Origin of the sequence: Streptomyces chattanoogensis (assembly GCF_001294335.1) — a bacterium.
Lineage (GTDB): Bacteria > Actinomycetota > Actinomycetes > Streptomycetales > Streptomycetaceae > Streptomyces > Streptomyces chattanoogensis.
In genome coordinates this window covers 75,355-92,945 of record NZ_LGKG01000148.1, presented here as the reverse complement: position 1 = coordinate 92,945, position 17,591 = coordinate 75,355, and the positions used below count along the sequence as shown (strand labels likewise).

General features: G+C 71.3%; 15 protein-coding genes and 1 tRNA gene. 9 read left to right on the top strand and 7 right to left on the bottom strand.

The genetic code is table 11. The features are described from left to right. The first annotated feature begins 32 nt into the window (after nt 1-32). Nucleotides 33-1,016 (top strand): aldo/keto reductase, encoded by a 984-nt coding sequence (locus ADL29_RS24340; RefSeq protein WP_053925721.1) that lies wholly within the window; start codon nt 33-35, stop codon nt 1,014-1,016. Beyond that, a complete protein-coding gene (locus ADL29_RS24335; protein ID WP_053925720.1) occupies nt 1,013-3,664 on the top strand; it encodes a helix-hairpin-helix domain-containing protein in 2,652 nt (883 codons plus the stop codon). The genes ADL29_RS24340 and ADL29_RS24335 overlap by 4 nt, the downstream gene beginning before the upstream one ends. A 478-nt stretch (nt 3,665-4,142) precedes the next feature. Here ADL29_RS24335 and ADL29_RS24330 read toward each other — a convergent pair whose 3' ends face one another. After that, complete coding sequence (locus ADL29_RS24330; RefSeq protein WP_053925719.1) at nt 4,143-4,823, bottom strand: hypothetical protein; 681 nt, start codon at nt 4,821-4,823, stop codon at nt 4,143-4,145. A 47-nt stretch (nt 4,824-4,870) separates the two neighbouring features. Between ADL29_RS24330 and ADL29_RS24325 the strand changes: the two genes are divergently transcribed. Further along, nucleotides 4,871-5,059, top strand: a complete 189-nt coding sequence (locus ADL29_RS24325; RefSeq protein ID WP_046928855.1) for a DUF5703 family protein — start codon at nt 4,871-4,873, stop codon at nt 5,057-5,059. A 342-nt stretch (nt 5,060-5,401) separates the two neighbouring features. Here the strand turns inward: ADL29_RS24325 and ADL29_RS24320 are convergent, their stop codons facing one another. From ADL29_RS24320 to ADL29_RS24310, 3 genes are all read right to left on the bottom strand, one after another. Beyond that, nucleotides 5,402-6,289, bottom strand: a complete 888-nt coding sequence (locus tag ADL29_RS24320) for a chaplin family protein (protein ID WP_053925718.1) — start codon at nt 6,287-6,289, stop codon at nt 5,402-5,404. Between the two features lie 213 nt (nt 6,290-6,502). Further along, entirely contained in the window at nt 6,503-6,736 is a 234-nt protein-coding gene (locus tag ADL29_RS24315; RefSeq protein ID WP_053925717.1) for a chaplin, read from the bottom strand. Between the two features lie 173 nt (nt 6,737-6,909). Next, a complete protein-coding gene (locus ADL29_RS24310) occupies nt 6,910-8,241 on the bottom strand; it encodes a M20/M25/M40 family metallo-hydrolase (RefSeq protein ID WP_053925716.1) in 1,332 nt (443 codons plus the stop codon). A gap of 307 nt (nt 8,242-8,548) precedes the next feature. On the opposite strand from ADL29_RS24310, the gene ADL29_RS24305 reads away from it, so the two are divergent. Then, nucleotides 8,549-8,636, top strand: a tRNA-Leu gene (locus ADL29_RS24305). Nucleotides 8,637-8,986: 350 nt separating this feature from the next. On the opposite strand, the gene ADL29_RS24300 is transcribed toward ADL29_RS24305, so the two are convergent. Then, nucleotides 8,987-9,268, bottom strand: coding sequence for a hypothetical protein (locus ADL29_RS24300; protein WP_053925715.1), 282 nt, complete (start codon nt 9,266-9,268; stop codon nt 8,987-8,989). A 144-nt stretch (nt 9,269-9,412) separates the two neighbouring features. On the opposite strand from ADL29_RS24300, the gene ADL29_RS24295 reads away from it, so the two are divergent. The 3 genes from ADL29_RS24295 (at nt 9,413) to ADL29_RS24285 (ending at nt 11,987) form a co-directional block, all read left to right on the top strand. Beyond that, on the top strand, nt 9,413-10,381 hold the full coding sequence (locus ADL29_RS24295; RefSeq protein ID WP_053925714.1) for a pseudouridine synthase: 969 nt from the start codon (nt 9,413-9,415) through the stop codon (nt 10,379-10,381). A 73-nt stretch (nt 10,382-10,454) separates the two neighbouring features. Then, nucleotides 10,455-11,156: an HAD family hydrolase gene (locus tag ADL29_RS24290; RefSeq protein WP_053925788.1), complete on the top strand. Its 702-nt coding sequence runs from the start codon at nt 10,455-10,457 to the stop codon at nt 11,154-11,156. A gap of 78 nt (nt 11,157-11,234) precedes the next feature. Continuing rightward, complete coding sequence (locus ADL29_RS24285) at nt 11,235-11,987, top strand: PIG-L deacetylase family protein (RefSeq protein ID WP_046928851.1); 753 nt, start codon at nt 11,235-11,237, stop codon at nt 11,985-11,987. A gap of 22 nt (nt 11,988-12,009) precedes the next feature. Here the strand turns inward: ADL29_RS24285 and ADL29_RS24280 are convergent, their stop codons facing one another. Together ADL29_RS24280 and ADL29_RS24275 are read right to left on the bottom strand one after the other, a co-directional pair. Next, complete coding sequence (locus ADL29_RS24280; protein ID WP_053925713.1) at nt 12,010-13,635, bottom strand: ABC-F family ATP-binding cassette domain-containing protein; 1,626 nt, start codon at nt 13,633-13,635, stop codon at nt 12,010-12,012. Nucleotides 13,636-14,028: 393 nt separating this feature from the next. After that, on the bottom strand, nt 14,029-15,558 hold the full coding sequence (locus ADL29_RS24275) for a cytochrome P450 (protein WP_078971249.1): 1,530 nt from the start codon (nt 15,556-15,558) through the stop codon (nt 14,029-14,031). Nucleotides 15,559-15,621: 63 nt separating this feature from the next. On the opposite strand from ADL29_RS24275, the gene ADL29_RS24270 reads away from it, so the two are divergent. Next, a complete protein-coding gene (locus ADL29_RS24270; protein WP_211274381.1) occupies nt 15,622-16,023 on the top strand; it encodes a (2Fe-2S) ferredoxin domain-containing protein in 402 nt (133 codons plus the stop codon). 333 nt (nt 16,024-16,356) lie between these two features. After that, nucleotides 16,357-17,313 (top strand): hypothetical protein, encoded by a 957-nt coding sequence (locus ADL29_RS24265; RefSeq protein ID WP_053925712.1) that lies wholly within the window; start codon nt 16,357-16,359, stop codon nt 17,311-17,313. The last annotated feature ends 278 nt before the right edge of the window (nt 17,314-17,591 follow it).

Genomic DNA, 17,591 nt, shown 5'->3' with positions numbered 1-17,591 from the left:
ATCCCGGCGTGCGGCGCGTAATCTCAGGCCCCATGGAGCAAAGGCACCTCGGCCGTACGGGCCTTCGCGTGTCCCGCCTCGGACTCGGCACCCTCAACTGGGCGCGCGACACCGACGAGCAGGAAGCCGCCGACCAGCTCAAGACGTTCTGGGAGGCCGGCGGCACCCTCGTCGACACCGCCGACATCTACGCCGACGGCGGCGCCGAATACCTCCTGGGCCGGCTGACGGACGGGCTCATTCCGCGCGACGATCTGGTGATCGCCACCAAAGCGGGCAGCGTCCTGGAGGCGGAACGCCGGGTGGACGGTTCCCGACGCCATCTCCTCGCCGCCCTGGACGCCTCACTGGAACGCCTGGGCACCTCCTACGTCGACCTGTGGCAGCTGCACGCCTTCGACCCCCACACCCCGCTGGAGGAGACCCTCCAGGTCCTCGATCTGGCGGTCACCAGCGGCCGGGCGCGCTATGCGGGGCTGGCGAACTTCTCCGGCTGGCAGCTCGCCAAGGCCGCCACCTGGCAGCTGGCGGCGCCGGGCGTACGCACCCGCCTGGCGAGCACACAGATGGAGTACTCCCTCCTCCAGCGCGGGATCGAGCGCGAGGTCCTGCCCGCCGCCCTCGACCTCGGCATCGGCCTGCTCCCGTCCTCGCCACTGGGCCGCGGCGTCCTCACCGGCAAATACCGCAACGCCACACCCGCCGACTCCCGCGGCGCCTCGGAACATCTCGCGCCCTTCGTCGCGCCCTATCTGGACGAGACCGCGGGCCGCGTCGTCGAGGCGGTCAGCACCGCCGCCGACGGACTGGCCGTCACCCCTCTCCAGGTGGCGCTCTCCTGGGTCCGCGACCGTCCCGGCGTCACCGCCCCGATCGTGGGCGCCCGCACAGCGCAGCAGCTCAGAGCGGCATTGTCAGTGGAGACCCTTAGTCTTCCTGACGAGATCCGCCGGGCGCTGGACGATGTATCGGCTCCGGTGCACCACTACCCCGATCACGACTGGAGCACGCTGTGAGCACCGACCCCCTCACCGGCGACACCCCGCCCGAGCCGGAGGCCGCGGCCGCGGTCCCCGCCCCGGACGCACACGCGGGCGAGGACACCGTGGAGGCCCCGGGCGCCGACGACGCGGGGGCGGTGGACGGCGAGCCGTCCGGGCCGGCCGCGACGGCGACGCAGCCCGGGGAGGCGGGACGGGCAGGGGGGACCGGCGAGTCCGGCACTGCGGATGGCCGGTCAGCGGAGGACGCCACCGGGTCCGATGGCGCCGGCGATCCGGCCGGGGAGGCGGTTCCGGCTGACGAGGCGGCACCCGCCGGGGCGGCGGGCGAGCCCGGCGCCCCGGACGCCCGGCCGGCCGGGGACACCACCAAGACAGCGGGCACCGACGACGCACCCGCCGACGCAAGTGCCGTGCCCCCCAGGGCCTCCGGGACGTCCGCGGCGACGGCCGCGCAGCTCGCGGAGGCGGTACGGGCCGTGGAGCGCGGCGAGCGTTCGGCCGCCTCGTTCTTCGCCGAGACACCGCGCGCGGCCAGGCCCGCCGCCGCCAGGCCACCCGCCGGGAAGCCGGAGGGCGCCCCGGCGGAGCGCACCCGTCCGGCACCGGAGGCGGCGACACCGCACCCGGCCGCCCCGCCCGCAGCCCCGGCCGCCCCCCGGCCGCCCGCCCCCCGCAGCGCTCCTCCCGCGCCGGCGGCCCCCGGCATCGAAGGCGTACGACAGATCCTCACGGCAGGCGGCGCCCCCGCAGCGCTCGCCGAGAAGACCGCGGAGGCGCTGGGCGAGAGTGCCGCCGAGACGCTGCGCGCCGACCCCTGGCAATTGCTCACCGTGCCCGGCGTACGCCCCGACCAGGCCGACGGCTTCGCGCGGGCGCTGCTCGGGTCCGACTGCGGCCCGGACGACGAACGGCGCGCCCAGGCCCTGGTCCTGTGGCTGCTGGAACAGGCCGCCGTGGCGGGCCACTCCGCCCTGGAGGCGACCGCACTCCGCGCCGCGCTCGCCCAGCGGTCCGTGCCCGACCCCGACGCCGCCCTCCAGACGGCCATCGCCGAGGGCGCGGTCCTGGTCTTCCAGGACGCCCTGGACACCCCGGGCCAGTCCCGCCCCGCACCCGCCGAAGACGACGAGGAGGACGACCGCCCGGTCCGGATCCTGCTCGGCCTGGACCGTTTCGCCATGGCCGAGGAGAGCGTGGCCGACGGCCTGGCGCGACTGCTCAACACCTTCGAACCGCCGGCCGACGTACCCTCCGATACTCGCGGCCCGGCCGCGGAGCGGGACTCGGCCGAAGGCGAGGGCCACGACGAGGAGGGCCCGAACGAGAACAACGAAGCCCCCGTCCAAGCCCCTGACAAGGCCCCCGACAAGGCCTCCGACGAAGGCCACGAGGAAACCGCCCCGGGATCCGCCCGCCCCACCGTCGCCGACTGGGCAAGGGTGGCAACCGCCGCCCCCTCCGCATCCGCCGCCGAACTGATCCAGGCCGCCGCGCTCAACGGCCTCGTGGCACACACCGGCGCCGAGGCGGCCCGCGCCGAACCCGCCGCGCTGATCGCCGCCGCCCGCTCCCTGGGACTACGGGCCTACGGCGCCACCCACACCGAGAACGGCCGCGACCGCCTGGCCGCGCACCTGGCCGAGGCCGCACCCGAAGCTGCAGCCGAGGACCCGACCGCCGCGGCGGTGACCGTATCCGGCCTGCTCTCCGGCCAGGAGGGCCCCGGCCGGGACCCCGACGGCGCACTCGCCCTGGACCTCCTGGTGGTGCTGGACGCCCCGCAACTGGACCTCGAAACCGGCGCGATGCTCATCGAATCGCTGACCGACGGCACCCGGCTGATCCTCAGCGGCGACCCCGGCGTCCTGTGGTCCACCGGGCCCGGCCGCCTCTTCGCCGACCTCCTCGCGGCCCGGTTCTGCGACCAGGTCGCCTCCCGCACCCCGGACTTCGGCCCCATCGGCGAGCTGGTGTCGGGCATCGGCATCGGCGAACTGAACCAGGTCGAGGCGCCCGGCAAGGAGGTGGTGATCGTCCCGGTGCGCGACGCCGGCGAGGCGGTACACCGCACCGTCCAGCTCATCGCCGAATCCGTACCCCGCGCGTTCGGCATCCCCGCCGACCAGATCCAGGTCATCACGGTCGGCCACGGCGGCGCGGCCGGCACCCGCGTCCTGAACGCCGCCCTCAAGGAACGCCTCAGCCCCGGCCCCGGCCGCTTCGGCGGCTTCGACCCCGGCGACCGCGTCGCCTACACCCCCACCCCCGGCCGCACACTGCCCGGCACCGTCACCGGCGCCGACACCACGGGCCTCCACCTCGACTGCGCGGGCACCCCCGTCGCCGTACCCCGCGACCAGGTCGAATCCGGCGCGCTACGCCACGGCTGGGCCCTCACCGCCCACCAGGCAGCCGGCCGACGCTGGCCCGCCGCAGTGGTCGTCCTCCCCGGCGACGCAGCCGCCGGCCTGACCCGGTCCTGGGTCTACACCGCCTTCAGCCGCGGCGAACGCCACCTCTCCGTCGTCCAAGGCGCCGACCAGGCCCTCCCCCACGCCGTCACCGCCATCCCCACCAAGGAACGCACCACCCGCCTGCGCACCCTCCTCCAACTCCAGCCCACCGCATCCGAAACCTCCGCCCACCCCCATTCCCCCTAAGTAACGATAAGCAACCACGTCACTACTCAGAGGGAACTATTCACTCCAACCATTCGTTGCCGGAACAAGGAGGCAAGGAGGCAAGGAGGCAAGGCAGACACCAAGGCACCCGCGACAGCCACAGAAACCGCCTCGCCACCGATGCCACCACCACCAATCGACAGCCCCACCCGCCAAGGAGCCCCACCAATCACCGCCGCGGCCCCAGCCGAACCACCCCCAAGGCGATCACGCAACGCCCCCAGGGGAGCCACCCCCTCCAGGGCGATGACCAGCCCCGGGGGCAACAGCGCGGGAAAAGGAGACGGACGGGAAAAGGGGCAGCCCCTGGACGTTATGACGCCGTCCAGGGGCAATGGAGGTCCGCCACTCCACCACGACGTGCAGTCAACGGCGGAGACGCATCAGCGAGACCCAGGCGAAGACCCACCAGCAATCAGATTTCAGCAATCAGATTGCTGGTGGGGTCAGCGGGTAATCAACGCTCCCGATCAACCGGCTCCACCAGCTCGTCGTCCCCCTCCAGCTCTTCGTCAAAGACCGAGCTGACGTCGAAGCGGCACACCACCCGCTGGGGATCGGCCTGGTCGAACGGCGCGGAGAGCCACTCCCCCGGCTCGGTCGGCTCGTCGGCGGCGGCCACCCACAGCGTGGAGTCGCCCTCCTCCAGGCCGAACTCCTTGTGCCGGGAGGCGATCTCGTCCGGTTCGAATTCCCCGAAGAGCACCCCGAGCGCCGCATGCACGCTGGTGCCCACGACGCCCGCGGCCTCGCCCGAGCCGTTCACCGCCGCCTCGTCGACGGCGTCCGGATCAAGATCGGCGATGCGCTGCGCCTGATGCAGCAGGCGCTGCGGTGTGGCGACGGTGTAGTCGCGCCGGATCAGCACGCTGACCGCGCTCGGTTCCTCGGGGCCCGCATAGGCAGGCAGCGCCTCGTTCCCGGGGATCTCGAAGGGGGTGACCTCGTCGTGGGTGTCGTAGAGCAGCTCGTCATAGACCTCAGCCGCCGCGGCGAGCTCGTCGAACGCGGCGTAGACAGCCGGATCGTCCGGCCCCGAGCGGCGTTCGACCGCGTCGAGGTGACGGTCCAGCGCGGCTTTGACCGCCTCGGCGGCGGCACGTACCTCGGCAGCGGAAGGCTGCGCAGCATCAGACATAGTGCAGACGCTATCCGTACCAGGGCCGGTCCCGCACAATAGATGCGATGCCGGAATACGAATTCTGCGATGTGTATGTGCCCCGGGGGGTCTCCCGGTCGGCCGCCACACGCCTGCTGACCGACCATGCCGAGTACGGACACTGGGAGTTGGACCGTCTTCGCCTCAATCCCGACGGGAGCCGCAGAGTGCGGCTGCGCCGCCGGATCATCCGACAGCTCCGCGCCACGTGGTGAGCGCCAGACGCCTCTGAGATGCCAGACGCCCCTGGGATGAGCGCCAGACGTGCCTGAGAGCAGCTGAGAGCAGCGGCGCAACACCAGGGGGAAGCACGGGGGAAGCAGGGGGAAGAACAGAGGGGCCCGGGGGGCCAGGGGGACAGAGGGGCCGGGTGGGGGTGTCTGGCTGTGTCTGTGGCAAAGGGGCGGGCGCAGTGGAGCGGGCCCTGCCATGACAGGGCCCGCTCCTTTTCGTGCGCTCTGCGCGTTTTGTGTGGTTCACGCTATGTGGCGTGTGATCCGCGTTGTATGGCGTGCGGGCCGGCTACATAGCGTGTGGGGTGCGCTGCCTGGCGCTGATCACCTGCGCGCAGTGCGGGCGCGGCGGTAGAGCACCGCTCCACCGAGGAGCATTCCGGCGCCGGCGGGTACGGCGTAGCCGATCGTTCCGGTGCCGGTCTGGGCGAGATGCCCGCCGGGGTTCGGGGTCGCGACGATGGCCGACTTCCCGTGCGTCTCGGTCTGCGGCCGCATCCCCGGGCCCTCCGAGGTACCGGTGGAGTCCGGGCCGTGGGGGTGCTTCGGGGGCGTCGCCTCCGAGCCCCCCGGGCCGTGCGGATGGCCCGGGGCGTGCGGCTGCTCGGGCTTCGGGTGGCTGGGGTGACCCGGCTGGTGCGGGTGGCCCGGCTGATGCGGGTGACCCGGCTGGTGCGGATGACCCGGCTGGTGCGGCCCCGACGGCGACTGCGGGCGCGCTTGGTTGCCGCAGTCGTTGCCGGTGGCGGGGTTCACCAGCCCGACGACGTCGACGGTGTTCCCGCAGACGTTCACGGGAGCGTGGACCGGCACCTGGACGGTGTTGCCGGAGCCGATGCCGGGCGAGTCCGCGGTCCCGCCCGTGGCGGCGGCGCCACCGTGCCCGCCGGAGCCGCCGTGGTGGTGACCCCCGCCATGGTGGCCGCCACCAGGCTGGCTGCCACCGGGCTTGCTCCCCCCGTGCTTGCCGCCCCCGTTGGTGCAGTCGTTGCCGGACGCGGGATTGAGCAGTCCGACGACATTGATGGTGTTCCCGCACACATTCACCGGTACATCGACCGGCGCCTGGACGGTGTTGCCGGAGGCGACGCCGGGCGAATGCGCCGCGGCTCCCTTGGCTCCAGAATCCGCGTGTGCGTATCCGCTGACGGCGGCGAGTACGCCACCCGCGGCCGCCATCGTGATCAGGCCTTTCCTTGCGACCTGTCTCATAGGTTGTTTCCCTGCCTTGTGCTTTGCCGGAATGCGCGCGGCCGGCTCCCGTACGAGACGGGTCCGCCCGCGCAGAAATACCCAGCGGCTCCGGAATGCACTGCATGCATTCCGGAGCCGAACTGGATCGGGCCCTTACTGCGGGCTCTTGCGCAACGTCGAATGAACGTCAGAACGTCGAGGAACGGCGGAACGCCGAAGAGCGTCAGAACGTCACTTGTTGATGCAGGTGTTGCCGAAGGTCGGGTTCAGCAGTCCGACCACGGAGAGCGTGTTCCCGCAGACGTTCACCGGGATGTGGACCGGCGCCTGGACCGTGTTGCCGGACAGGACACCGGGGGAGTGCACGGATGCGCCCTGAGCACCCGAGTCGGCGGCGGCCAGTCCCGCACCGGCAAGCACGAAACCACCGGTGATTGCCGCAGCTGCGACGGCCTTCTTGATCATTGTTCCTCCTTGTAGGCAATGCGGTCCCAGCCGCGGACCGCACACACTGCAACGAGGCCCATGCCGTTGAAGCTACGAACACATCACAGCATTCACTCTTTTCAGCTAATCCGGTACGAACGACAGGAAATCCGCACCGAATCCAGCATCAATGGGCCGCCCGATATCTCCTCTCAGCTCTGGTCGATGAAGCGGTCGAGCACCCGCACCCCGAACTTCAGCCCGTCCACCGGCACCCGCTCGTCCACACCGTGGAACATCCCCGCGAAATCCAGCTCCGGCGGCAGCTTCAGCGGCGCAAATCCGAATCCCCGGATCCCGAGGTCGTCGAAGGACTTGGCGTCCGTACCAGCGGACAGCATGTACGGCACGGCCCGCGCGATCGGGTCCTCTGCCTGGAGTGCCGACTGCATCGCCTCGACCAGCGCCCCGTCGAAGGTCGTCTCCAGGGCCTTGTCCGCGTGGACGTCCTCGCGCCTGACCCGCGGACCCAGGATCCGGTCCAGGTCGGCCAGGAACTCCTCCTCGTAGCCGGGCAGGAAGCGTCCGTCGACATGCGCGGTGGCCTGCCCGGGAATCACGTTGACCTTGTACCCGGCACCCAGCTGCGTCGGATTGGCGGTGTTCCGCAGCGAAGCGCCGATCAGCTTCGCGATGCCGCCGAGCTTGGCCAGTGTGGCGTCCATGTTCTCCGGGTCGAGCTCGGTGCCCAGCGCGTCCCCGAGCTGGTCCAGGAACGACCGCAGTGTCTTGGTCACCCGCACCGGGAACTCGTACCGCCCCAACCGCCCGACGGCTTCGGAGAGTTCGGTGATGGCGTTGTCCTTGTGGATCATCGAACCGTGCCCGGCGTTGCCGTCCACGGTCAGCTTCATCCAGTGCATGCCCTTCTGGGCCGTCTCGATCAGATACAGCCGTACCTGCTCGTTGACGGTGAAGGAGAAGCCGCCGACCTCGCTGATCGCCTCCGTGACCCCCTCGAACAGCTCCGGGTGTTTGTCGACGAGGAACCGCGCGCCGTACGTGCCGCCCGCCTCCTCGTCCGCGAGGAACGCCAGCACGATGTCCCGCGGCGGTTTACGCCCCGTGCGCAGCCGGTCACGGACGACGGCCAGCGTCATCGCGTCCATGTCCTTCATGTCGACCGCGCCACGGCCCCAGACGCACCCGTCCGCGATCTCCCCCGAGAACGGGTGATGGGTCCAGTCGTCGGCATTGGCCGGCACCACATCCGTATGCCCGTGGATGAGCAGCGCGGGCCTCGAGCGGTCCTCGCCCTCGATGCGGGCGACGGTCGAGGCGCGGCCCTTGTGGGACTCGAAGATCTGCGGCTCCAGGCCGACCTCGGCGAGCTTCTCCGCGACGTACTCGGCGGCGGCGCGCTCACCCGGGCCCGAGTGGTCGCCGTAATTGCTGGTGTCGATCCTGATCAGATCCCGGCACAGGTCGACGACCTCGTCCTCGCCGGTGACCGTACGGGCCGGCTGCGGCTTCGACTCGCTCATGCCGGCACCCCGCTTCGCTCGGCCCCGCTTGCGCAGGGCTCGCACCTCTCCATGGTTCGCTCGCGAAGCTCACTCACAGTGCCTCCTCTTGGTTCACGGCCTGGTCGCGCTCCCCCGAGGAGCACGGCCGCGGCGGGGTCCATCGCCATCCTCCCTCTCCGGCCTCCCACACCCAAGGCCGCAATACTCCCGACATGCGCTGGTCACAGGCCCGCGCCCGGCGCCATGTACGGGTGATCGACCACCCCCGAAGGTTTGCTATTGTTTTCCACGTCGGAACGGCCCAGGCCGCAACGGCAGACACCTAGTCCGGGTGGCGGAATGGCAGACGCGCTAGCTTGAGGTGCTAGTGCCCTTTATCGGGCGTGGGGGTTCAAGTCCCCCCTCGGACACCACCAGCGGAATGCCGGCCGGGAGCGATCCCGGTCGGCATTTCGCGTTGTCGGGGTCCATGTCGCATTGTCGGGCCCTCGGAGTCCGGTGGCAGGCGGACGCGCAGCAGCGGGTCCGGCGACCGGCCATCGCGGGCGGGGGCCAAAACCGCCTGCCGCTCCTCACATCTCTCACCGATTTGACGGTTCGCCAGCGAGGGCGCAGCAGCCCCGTCCGAACCAGGCTCCTGGAACACCGCCTGGCGGCCTCCATGTACGCGACACACAGCCCGGACTTTGTCGGTCCGCGGCACTGTCATGAGGTCCGGCGGATCAGCCGCGACTTCGCCGGGGTCATCCGGCCGCGCGGTCGATCAGGTCGACGACACGGCGTTGTGCGAGGTCCTCGGGCGGTACGGGGTGAAGGCGAACGGCATCAGGAGCCGGGCGGGGAGCAAGCTCGTCGGCGTACTGGCGGATGCGTTCTTCGCGGACGCCGCCGTGCTGATGAAGGTGAGACCGGCTGGAATTTCCTGGTCGGGTGAGCGCAGCGGGAGGGTGTCAGCCTCGGGGCGGAGGGGATCGGTTTTGGCGATGCCGGAGGCGAGGGAGGGAGTCTGCCGTGCGGTGCACTCTTCTCCCGGCTGGGTGCGCATGGTCTTCGACGGCGACAACGGCCTGGAGGAGCGCAAGCGGGAGTCGGTCAGGAACAAGCCGGAGGCAGCGGAGCGCCGTGGTGGGCGGGCCCCCTGTCCCGGGCGCGATTTGAGAACGCCGCCGGGCTGAGGTTCCCTTTCCCCGTGAGACGCCGATCCCCCATTCCGCCCGCCCCGCTCCCCCAGCGTGACGGCATCGATCCCGTGCGGGTGCGGCTGCCGGCCGATCCGGAGGGGGTGTGGGGGACGGTCGGTGATCATCTTGTCGGCCGGTTCCGGGAGGCGGTGGGGGCCGGGCGGGTGGAGGCGATGCTGCGGGCGGGGCGGTTTGTCGGGGTGGAGGGGGTGCTGAGCGGGGGCGAGCCGTATACGGCCGGTCGGTATGTGTGGTTTCACCGGGATTTTGTGCCGGAGGTGGCGGTGCCGTTCGCGGTGGGGATCGTGTACCGGGACGAGCGGATCGTGGTGGCGGACAAGCCGCATTTCCTCGCCACGACGCCTCGCGGGCGGCATGTCACCGAGACCGCGCTGGCCCGGCTGCGGCGCGATCTCGGGCTGCCCGCGCTGCAGCCCGCGCACCGGCTGGACCGGCTGACGGCGGGGCTGGCGCTGTTCGTCGTGCGGCCCGAGGACCGGGGTGCGTACCAGGGGCTGTTCGCCGAGCGGCGGGTGCGCAAGGAGTACGAGGCGGTGGCGCCGTTCGACGAGAGCGTGGCGCTGCCGGTGACGGTGCGCAGCCGGATCGTGAAGGAGCGGGGGGTGCTGGCCGCCCGGGAGGTGGCCGGCGAGGCCAATGCGGAGAGCCGGATCGAGCTGGTGGAGCGGCGGGGCGGGCTGGGGCGGTACCGGCTGCTGCCGGCCACCGGGCGTACGCATCAGCTGCGGGTGCACATGGATCGCCTAGGGGTGCCGATCGTGAACGATCCGCTGTATCCGGTGCGGCCGGTTCCGGAACCCGAGCCGGAACCCGAGCCGGAACCGGATCCGGCGGATTTCAGCGCGCCGCTGCAGCTGCTTGCGAAGCGGCTGGAGTTCAGGGATCCGGTGGACGGGCGGGTGCGGCGGTTCGAGAGCGGGCTGCGGCTGTCGGTCTGGGAGGCCGCTGCGCGCTGAATTTCCGGTGCGCGGCGGGGGCCGGGGTGCCTACGCTGCCCGGGTTGCCGGAGCGGAAGGGGAGCCACGGGTGGTGCTGATCTTTGATGCGGATGACACGTTGTGGGAAAACAACGTGATCTTCGAGCGGGTCATCGACGAGTTCCTGGAGTGGACGGTGCGGCCCGAGCCCGGCCGGGACGGGGTACGGACCGGGCCCGGCCAGGACGGTGTACGGGCCCGGCTCGACGCGATCGAGGCGGCGAATGCGCGGACGCACGGGTACGGGAGCAAGGTGTTTCTGCGGAGCCTCGAGGAGTGCCTGGTGGGGCTGCGGGGGCGGGCGGCCACGGCCGAGGAGTCGGCGCGGATTTCCGGGTGGGCCGCGGCCTTCGACGGGCACCAGGTGGAGCTGATCACCGGGGTGGCCGAGACCTTGGCGGAGCTGGGGCGGCGGCATGAACTGCTGCTGCTGACCAAGGGGGACGAGGAGGAGCAGGAGCGGAAGGTGGCGGCGTCCGGGCTGACGCATCACTTCAAGGGTGTGCACATCGTGCCGGAGAAGGATGTGGCCACGTATGAGGAGCTGGTGCGGGCGTATGCGCTGGTGCCGGACGCGACGTGGATGATCGGCAACTCCCCCAAGTCGGACATCCTGCCCGCGCGGTCGGCCGGGCTGAACGCCGTCTTCATCCCGAACGACAACACCTGGGTGCTGGAGCACAGCGAGCTGGATCCGGCCGATGAGAAGGTGCTGCGGCTGGCGGCGTTCGGGGAGCTGCTGGAGCACTTCTGAGCCGCCTGCGGTGACTCAAGGGCCCTGAGGGGTCAGGGGGGTTGCCCGTACGGTCGGCAGGTGGTGAAGGATGGGTGCATGGCGACCCTTCTGGCGTTTCACGCCCATCCCGATGACGAAGTGCTTCTGACCGGCGGCACCCTGGCCCGTGCCGCCGCCGAAGGCCATCGGGTGGTGGTCGTGGTCGCCGCCGACGGGCTGATGGGCGCGGTCCCGGAGGGTGCGGACGAGGCGCCGCGGATGGCGGAGCTGCGGGCGAGTGCGGCGGTGCTGGGCGTGGCGCGGGTGGTGCACCTGGGCTACGCCGACAGCGGGCACGGCCCGGTGCTCTATCCGGACCCGCCGGACCGGGCGCGGTTCGTACGGGCCGGGACCGAGGAGGCCGCGGAGCGGCTGGCGGCCGTGCTGCGCGAGGAGGACGCGGACCTGCTGCTGAGCTATGACCCCAACGGCGGGTACGGCCACCGGGATCATGTGAAGGTGCATCAGGTCGGTCGGCGGGCCGCCGAACTCGCCGGGGTCCCGCGTCTGCTGGAGGCCACGGTGCCGCGGGACGTGGTCACCCGGCTGGTGCGGCTGGTGCGTCTGTTGCGGATCCCGATGCGGCACGACGATGAGGTGCTCCGTACGGCCTTCAGTCCGCGGGCGGCCATCACGCACACCGTCGACGTCCGGCGGTTCGCCCGCCAGAAGCAGGCGGCGCTCGCCGCGCACCGGTCGCCGGTGGCGGGGACCGGCCGGCTCGCGCCCGTCATGCGGGCGCTGCTGCGCCTTCCGGCCCCCGTCTTCGGCCTGCTGCTCGGGCGGGAGTGGTTCGTCGAGGTGCGGTAGCCGGGCCCCCGGTGGGCTGCCGTTACAGCGGTTCGATGCCGGTGAGTTCGCCGTTCTCCAGGGCCGTCCAGCGGGTGATGCCGAGTTCGCGCAGGAACGGCAGGTCGTGGCTGACGACCATGAGCACGCCCTCGTAGGACTCCAATGCCGTCACGAGGCTGCGGACGGATGCCATGTCGAGGTTGTTCGTCGGCTCGTCCAGCATCAGGAGCTGGGGGGCCGGTTCGGCCAGCATCAGGGCGGCGAGGGAGGCGCGGAAGCGTTCGCCGCCGGAGAGCGTGCCGGCCTGCTGGTCGGCGCGGGCGCCCTTGAACAGGAAGCGGGCGAGCCGGGCGCGGATGCGGTTGTTGGTGGCGTCGGGGGCGAAGCGGGCGACGTTCTCGACGATGGTCAGGTCGTTGTCGAGGACCTCCAGTCGCTGGGGAAGGAAGCGGTAGGGGACGTGGGTCTGCGCGGTGCCGGAGGCGGGTGGGATCTCGCCGGTGACGGTGCGCAGCAGGGTGGTCTTGCCGGAGCCGTTGCGGCCGGTGAGCGCGATGCGTTCGGGGCCGCGGACCTCCAGGTGGGCGTGGCCGCCGTAGCGGACTGTCAGGTCGTTCAGGGTGAGGACGGTGCGGCCCGGCGGTACGGCCGTGTGGGGCAGGTCGATACGGATCTCGTCGTCGTCCCGGACGGCTTCGGCGGCCTCGTCGAGGCGTTCCCTGGCCTCCTTGAGGCGTTCGGTGTGCATGATGCGGTGTTTGCCGGCGGCGACCTGGGCTTCCCCCTTGCGCGCGTTCATGACGATCTTCGGTTCGCGTTTGTTGGCGTACATCTTGTTGCCGTAGCGGACCCGGCGGGCCAGTTTGACGTGGGCGTCGGCCAGTTCGCGTTTCTGGCGCTGGACGTCGGCCTCGGCGACCCGCAGCATCCGCTCGGCCGCGTCCTGCTCGGCGGCCAGGGCGTGTTCGTACGCGGTGAAGTTGCCGCCGTACCAGTGGACCTCCCCGCCGCGGAGGTCGGCGATCCGGTCGACGAGTTCGAGGAGTTCGCGGTCGTGGCTGACGACGAGGAGCACGCCGGACCAGCCGCGGACCGCGTCGTACAGCCGCTGCCGGGCGGCGCGGTCGAGGTTGTTGGTGGGCTCGTCCAAGAGCAGGACGTCGGGGCGGCGCAGCAGGAGCGCGGCGAGGCGGAGCAGGACGGATTCGCCGCCGGAGACCTCGCCGATGGTGCGGTCGAGGTCGAGGGACGGCAGGCCGAGCTGGTCGAGGGTGGCGCGGGCGCGTTCCTCGACGTCCCAGTCGTCGCCGATGGCGGTGAAGTGTTCCTCGCCGGTGTCGCCGCGTTCGATGGCGTGCAGGGCGGCGCGGGCGGTGGCGATGCCGAGTGCCTGGTCGACGCGGAGGTGGGTGTCGAGCGGGGCGTGCTGCGGGAGGTAGCCGATGTCGCCGGCCACCCTGATGCGGCCCGCGGCCGGGGTCAGTTCGCCCGCGATCAGCTTCAACAGGGTTGATTTTCCTGCTCCGTTGAGGCCGATGAGGCCGGTGCGGCCGGGGCCGACGGCGAGGTGGAAGTCCTCCAGGACGGGGGTGCCGTCGGGCCAGGCGAAGCCGAGGCCGGTGCAGGCGATGGAGGAAGCGGTGGCGGGTGTGGGCGGCTTTGGCATAAGGGTGGTTGTCTCCTGGGTGCGCTGGGTGGGCGAGGGGGCTCTGCGCTGGGAGACACCGCGTGGGAACGCCGGGTGCGCCGGGGTACGCCGTGCGTACGCCGAGGTCGCGGACGGGCGGCCGCGCGATGCCAACGTCGCGGTGCGGATCGCAGTGCGGAGCACAGTGCGGATCGCAGCGCGCGGGGCGTGTCGCGGGCGCGGTGTCTCAGGACCTCAGACGAGCAACGGCCTTCTCCTGTCGGTGCGGTGGCGGCCAAGACGGCCATGAACGGCCGGGACGACCGTGCCGGCCGTCGACCGATAACGACGTTACTGTGGCCGCCACCGAAACGCAAACGCTATTTTCGTTGCGTTTAGGTGGGTCGTGGGCGGACCCGTTCACGGAACCGTCTACGGGGCTGCTTCCGTGTCCGTGCCTGTGCCTGTGCCTGTGCCTGTGCCTGTGTCTGTGTCTGTGCCTGTGCCTGTGCCTGTGTCTGTGTCTGTGTCTGTGTTTGCGTTTGCGCCCGTGGCCGCGTCCAGGACCCGCGGACGCAGCCGCACCCGCGCCGGCCCCGTCGCCTGCAGCGTGATCCCCGCGGCCACCGGCACCTCCCCGTCCACCGCCTCGAGTTCGTACGCGCGCAGCAGCGTCGCCAGCGCCAGCACCGACTCCAGCATCGAGAAGTGCTGCCCGATGCAGGCACGCGGACCGCCGCCGAACGGGAACCATGCGTAGCGGTGGCGGGCCGCCTCGCGGTCGGGGGTGAAGCGGTCCGGGTCGAAGCGTTCCGGGTCCGGCCACAGGTCCGGGTTGCGGTGGGTTACCCAGGGCGCGACGACCACATCGGCGCCGGCCGGGATGCGGAATCCGCCGATCTCGGTGGCCGCGACGGCCCGGCGGCTGATGACCGGCGCCGCCGGATACAGCCGCATGGCCTCCTTCAGCGCCCGCGTCAGATACGGCAGCCGGTCCAGGTCGGCGGCCGTCGGGGTGCGGTCGCCCAGTGCGCGGTCGATCTCCTCGCGGGCGCGCCGCTGCTCCTCCGGGTGCCGGGCGAGGAGGTGGAGGGTGAAGGCCAGGGAGGTCGCCGTCGTCTCATGGCCGGCCAGCAGGAAGATCAGGACCTGTTCGCGCAGTTCGGTGGCGTCGAGCGAACCGTCCTCGTCGTTGCCGGCCTGCGTGAGGAGGGTGAGCAGGTCGTCGCCCGGTACGGCGCCGCCCCTGTCCCCCCCGGCCGCGCCGGACGCCGTGCGCCGTTCCGCGATGATGCGGTCGCACAGGGCGTTGAGCTCGTCGGTGGCCGCGCGGGCCCGCCGGTTGCGGGGAGTGGGCCACTCGCGCGGGATGTTCACGGGGAGGTAGGCACGCCGTACGACATAGGCGTTGATGACCGGCGCGCAGCGGTCGATGGCGTCCACCGCCGTCGCCGCGTCCGTACCGAACAGGATGCGGGAGACGGTGCACAGGGCCAGGCGGTTCATTTCCGGTACGAGGTCGACGGTGGACCCGGCTGCCGTCCGCCAGCGTGCGGCGACGGCGCCGGCCTCGGTCGTCACGGCCGCCGCATAGCCGTCGACGCGGCGCTTGGTGAACAGCGGCTGCACCAGCCGCCGCTGCCGGAGGTAGTCGGCGTCCTGGCTGGTGAGCAGGCCGTTGCCGAAGGTCTGCCGGACCTCCTCGTAGAACGGGTGGTCCTTGCGGAAGTCGGCGGCCTCGGAGGCGAGGACCTGCTGGATGCCCTCGGGGGCGAAGACCGCGTGGAACACGCTGCGCAGACCGGGCGGGCCGGCTTCCAGGCGGACCACGTCGCCGTGTTCGCGCCCGGCCCGCAAGAAGGTGCCGAGGGGGTCGCGGCGCAGGTCGAGCATCGAGCCGAGGAGGGGGGCGCCGGCCGGGCCGGGGATGCGGCAGGGGGAGGCGAGCGGGGTTGTCGTCATGGCGCATTCCTGTCCAGGAGGCGGGCCGGATATGACACGCGCATGGCACGTAGCATGTGCCGGATGATCAGCAAGCGTTCCGGCCGGGCGGCCGCCGAGACCCCCTGTCGTGTCACCGTGTGCCGCGGCTGCTGCTGCGGCGACCCGGCCAAGGTCCCGGGTGTCGACCACAACGGCCAGATTCCGCGGCTGCGCGCGGCGCTCGCGGGCGCGGCGCCGGTGCGGGCCTCGGAGTGCCTGGACGTCTGCGACCAGGCGAATGTGGTCGTGGTCCAGCCGTCGGCGGCGGGGCGGGCGGCGGGCGGGCGGCCCGTGTGGCTGGGACTGGTCAACGATGACGACGCGCTCGCGGACATCGTCTCCTGGATTCGTGCCGGGGGCCCCGGGATCGCCGAACCGCCGGGCGTCCTCGATCTGTATGCGATCACGGTGTCGCGGCGGGTGCGGGAGGGGCTGGAGGGGTAGCGGGCAAGACGGCCGGCCGGAGGATCAAGCGGTTCTGCACCCACTGTGCAGCCGCGCGAATATGCCGAACAAATACCCTGCAGTCATCGAACGGTGATGGGGAGAGCCCTTTGCGGGACAGCCCTGCCGGACCCCGGAAAAGTCGTTCCGCTTTCAATTTTACCGATGCTGAAAAAAGCGCGGAACCAGATATTCCTGGCGACTTGATTTCGCAGCGAGTTGTTGATGAGTAGGGTGTGACTCGTTGCCACTTGACCAGTGGCAGGATCAAGCCGAATTCGACGTGGCCGGAATGCGGTGCGGGGGGTGACGCCTTCGCCACGGGGAGGAACCATGGCGGCAGGCTCCTTCGAGGGGCAGTACGTATGGAGTCCGGCAGCCGATGACCGGGCACTGGCGCGCGCGTGCATGGACGTCAGGGCCGGCCGGTACTTGAGTGCGCACGAGGCCCTGAAGGAGACCCGGGAAGATTTCGACTTACGGGCCCACCGGTCGCTCGTGCTGGCGTCCGAAGCGGCCGACTCGGATCTCGCGGAGCGCTGGCTGGCCGAAGAGCCGGGCCCGGAGGCCGCGTTGCTGTGGGCCCGGGTGGCGATGCTCCGGGCCCTGCGGATGGCCGACGCCGGTGACGGGCGACAGGGCGCCCTGACGCGGATCGCATGGACGGCGTGCGAACGGGCCGCGGAGCTGCTCCCCGGGGACCCCACTCCTTGGGTGGCCCAGCTGGCGCTGACACGCCTCGACCGTCCGCGGGACCCTGCGCCGCAGGGGCTGCTGACCGCGCCCCGCGGCCCGTGGGGCCTCTTCTTCCACCTCCTCCGGCTCGACCCCTGGCACCGCGAGGCGCACCACCGTTTTCTGTCCTTCTTCTTCGCCCGGCACGGCGGTTCGCCCGGCGCGAGCGGGGACGTCGCCGCGTTCCTGAGCCAGCGGGCCCCGGGGACCTCACCGCTCCGGCTGCTGCCGCTGGTGGCGCTGGTCGAGGGCTACGACGCCTCCGCCCTGCTCGCGGACCGCACATGGGAGCTGCCCCAGTGGATCTCCACCGCGACGGGTGTGCACCACACCTGGTTTCCGCAGGTGGCCGAGTACCGCTTCACGCCGGTTCTCGACCTGTCCTATCTGGCGCATGCGCTGTACATGGCGAAACGTGAATTCGAGGCACGGGAAGTCCTCACCGCCATGGGACCGTATGCCGCACGCATGCCCTGGAGCTCGTTCGGAGATCCCGTGGAGCAGCTGACCAGAGCCAGACGCTCCTGCGGACTTCCCGTCCCTTACGGCATCTGATGCGTTCCGGATTCAGCGTTGCGAGCCCCCCGATTCGCCCCTCGTTCGCCCTGATCCGGACCTCGTTCGCACCTCGTTCGCCGTGTGTCCGTCGCGCATTTTTCTGTATTTCGCGCCGCATTCCTTCCGTCCCGCTCGACCGGTCAGCCCGATCAATCCGCCCCCGATTCCCCCACGAAAGGTTGCGGTTGTGTCCGAGCGCACGAAAACGGCAGCCCGCCAGAAATCCCGCCATCCGGAGGATCCCGTCGCGCTCGACGATGACGCGACGCTCCACG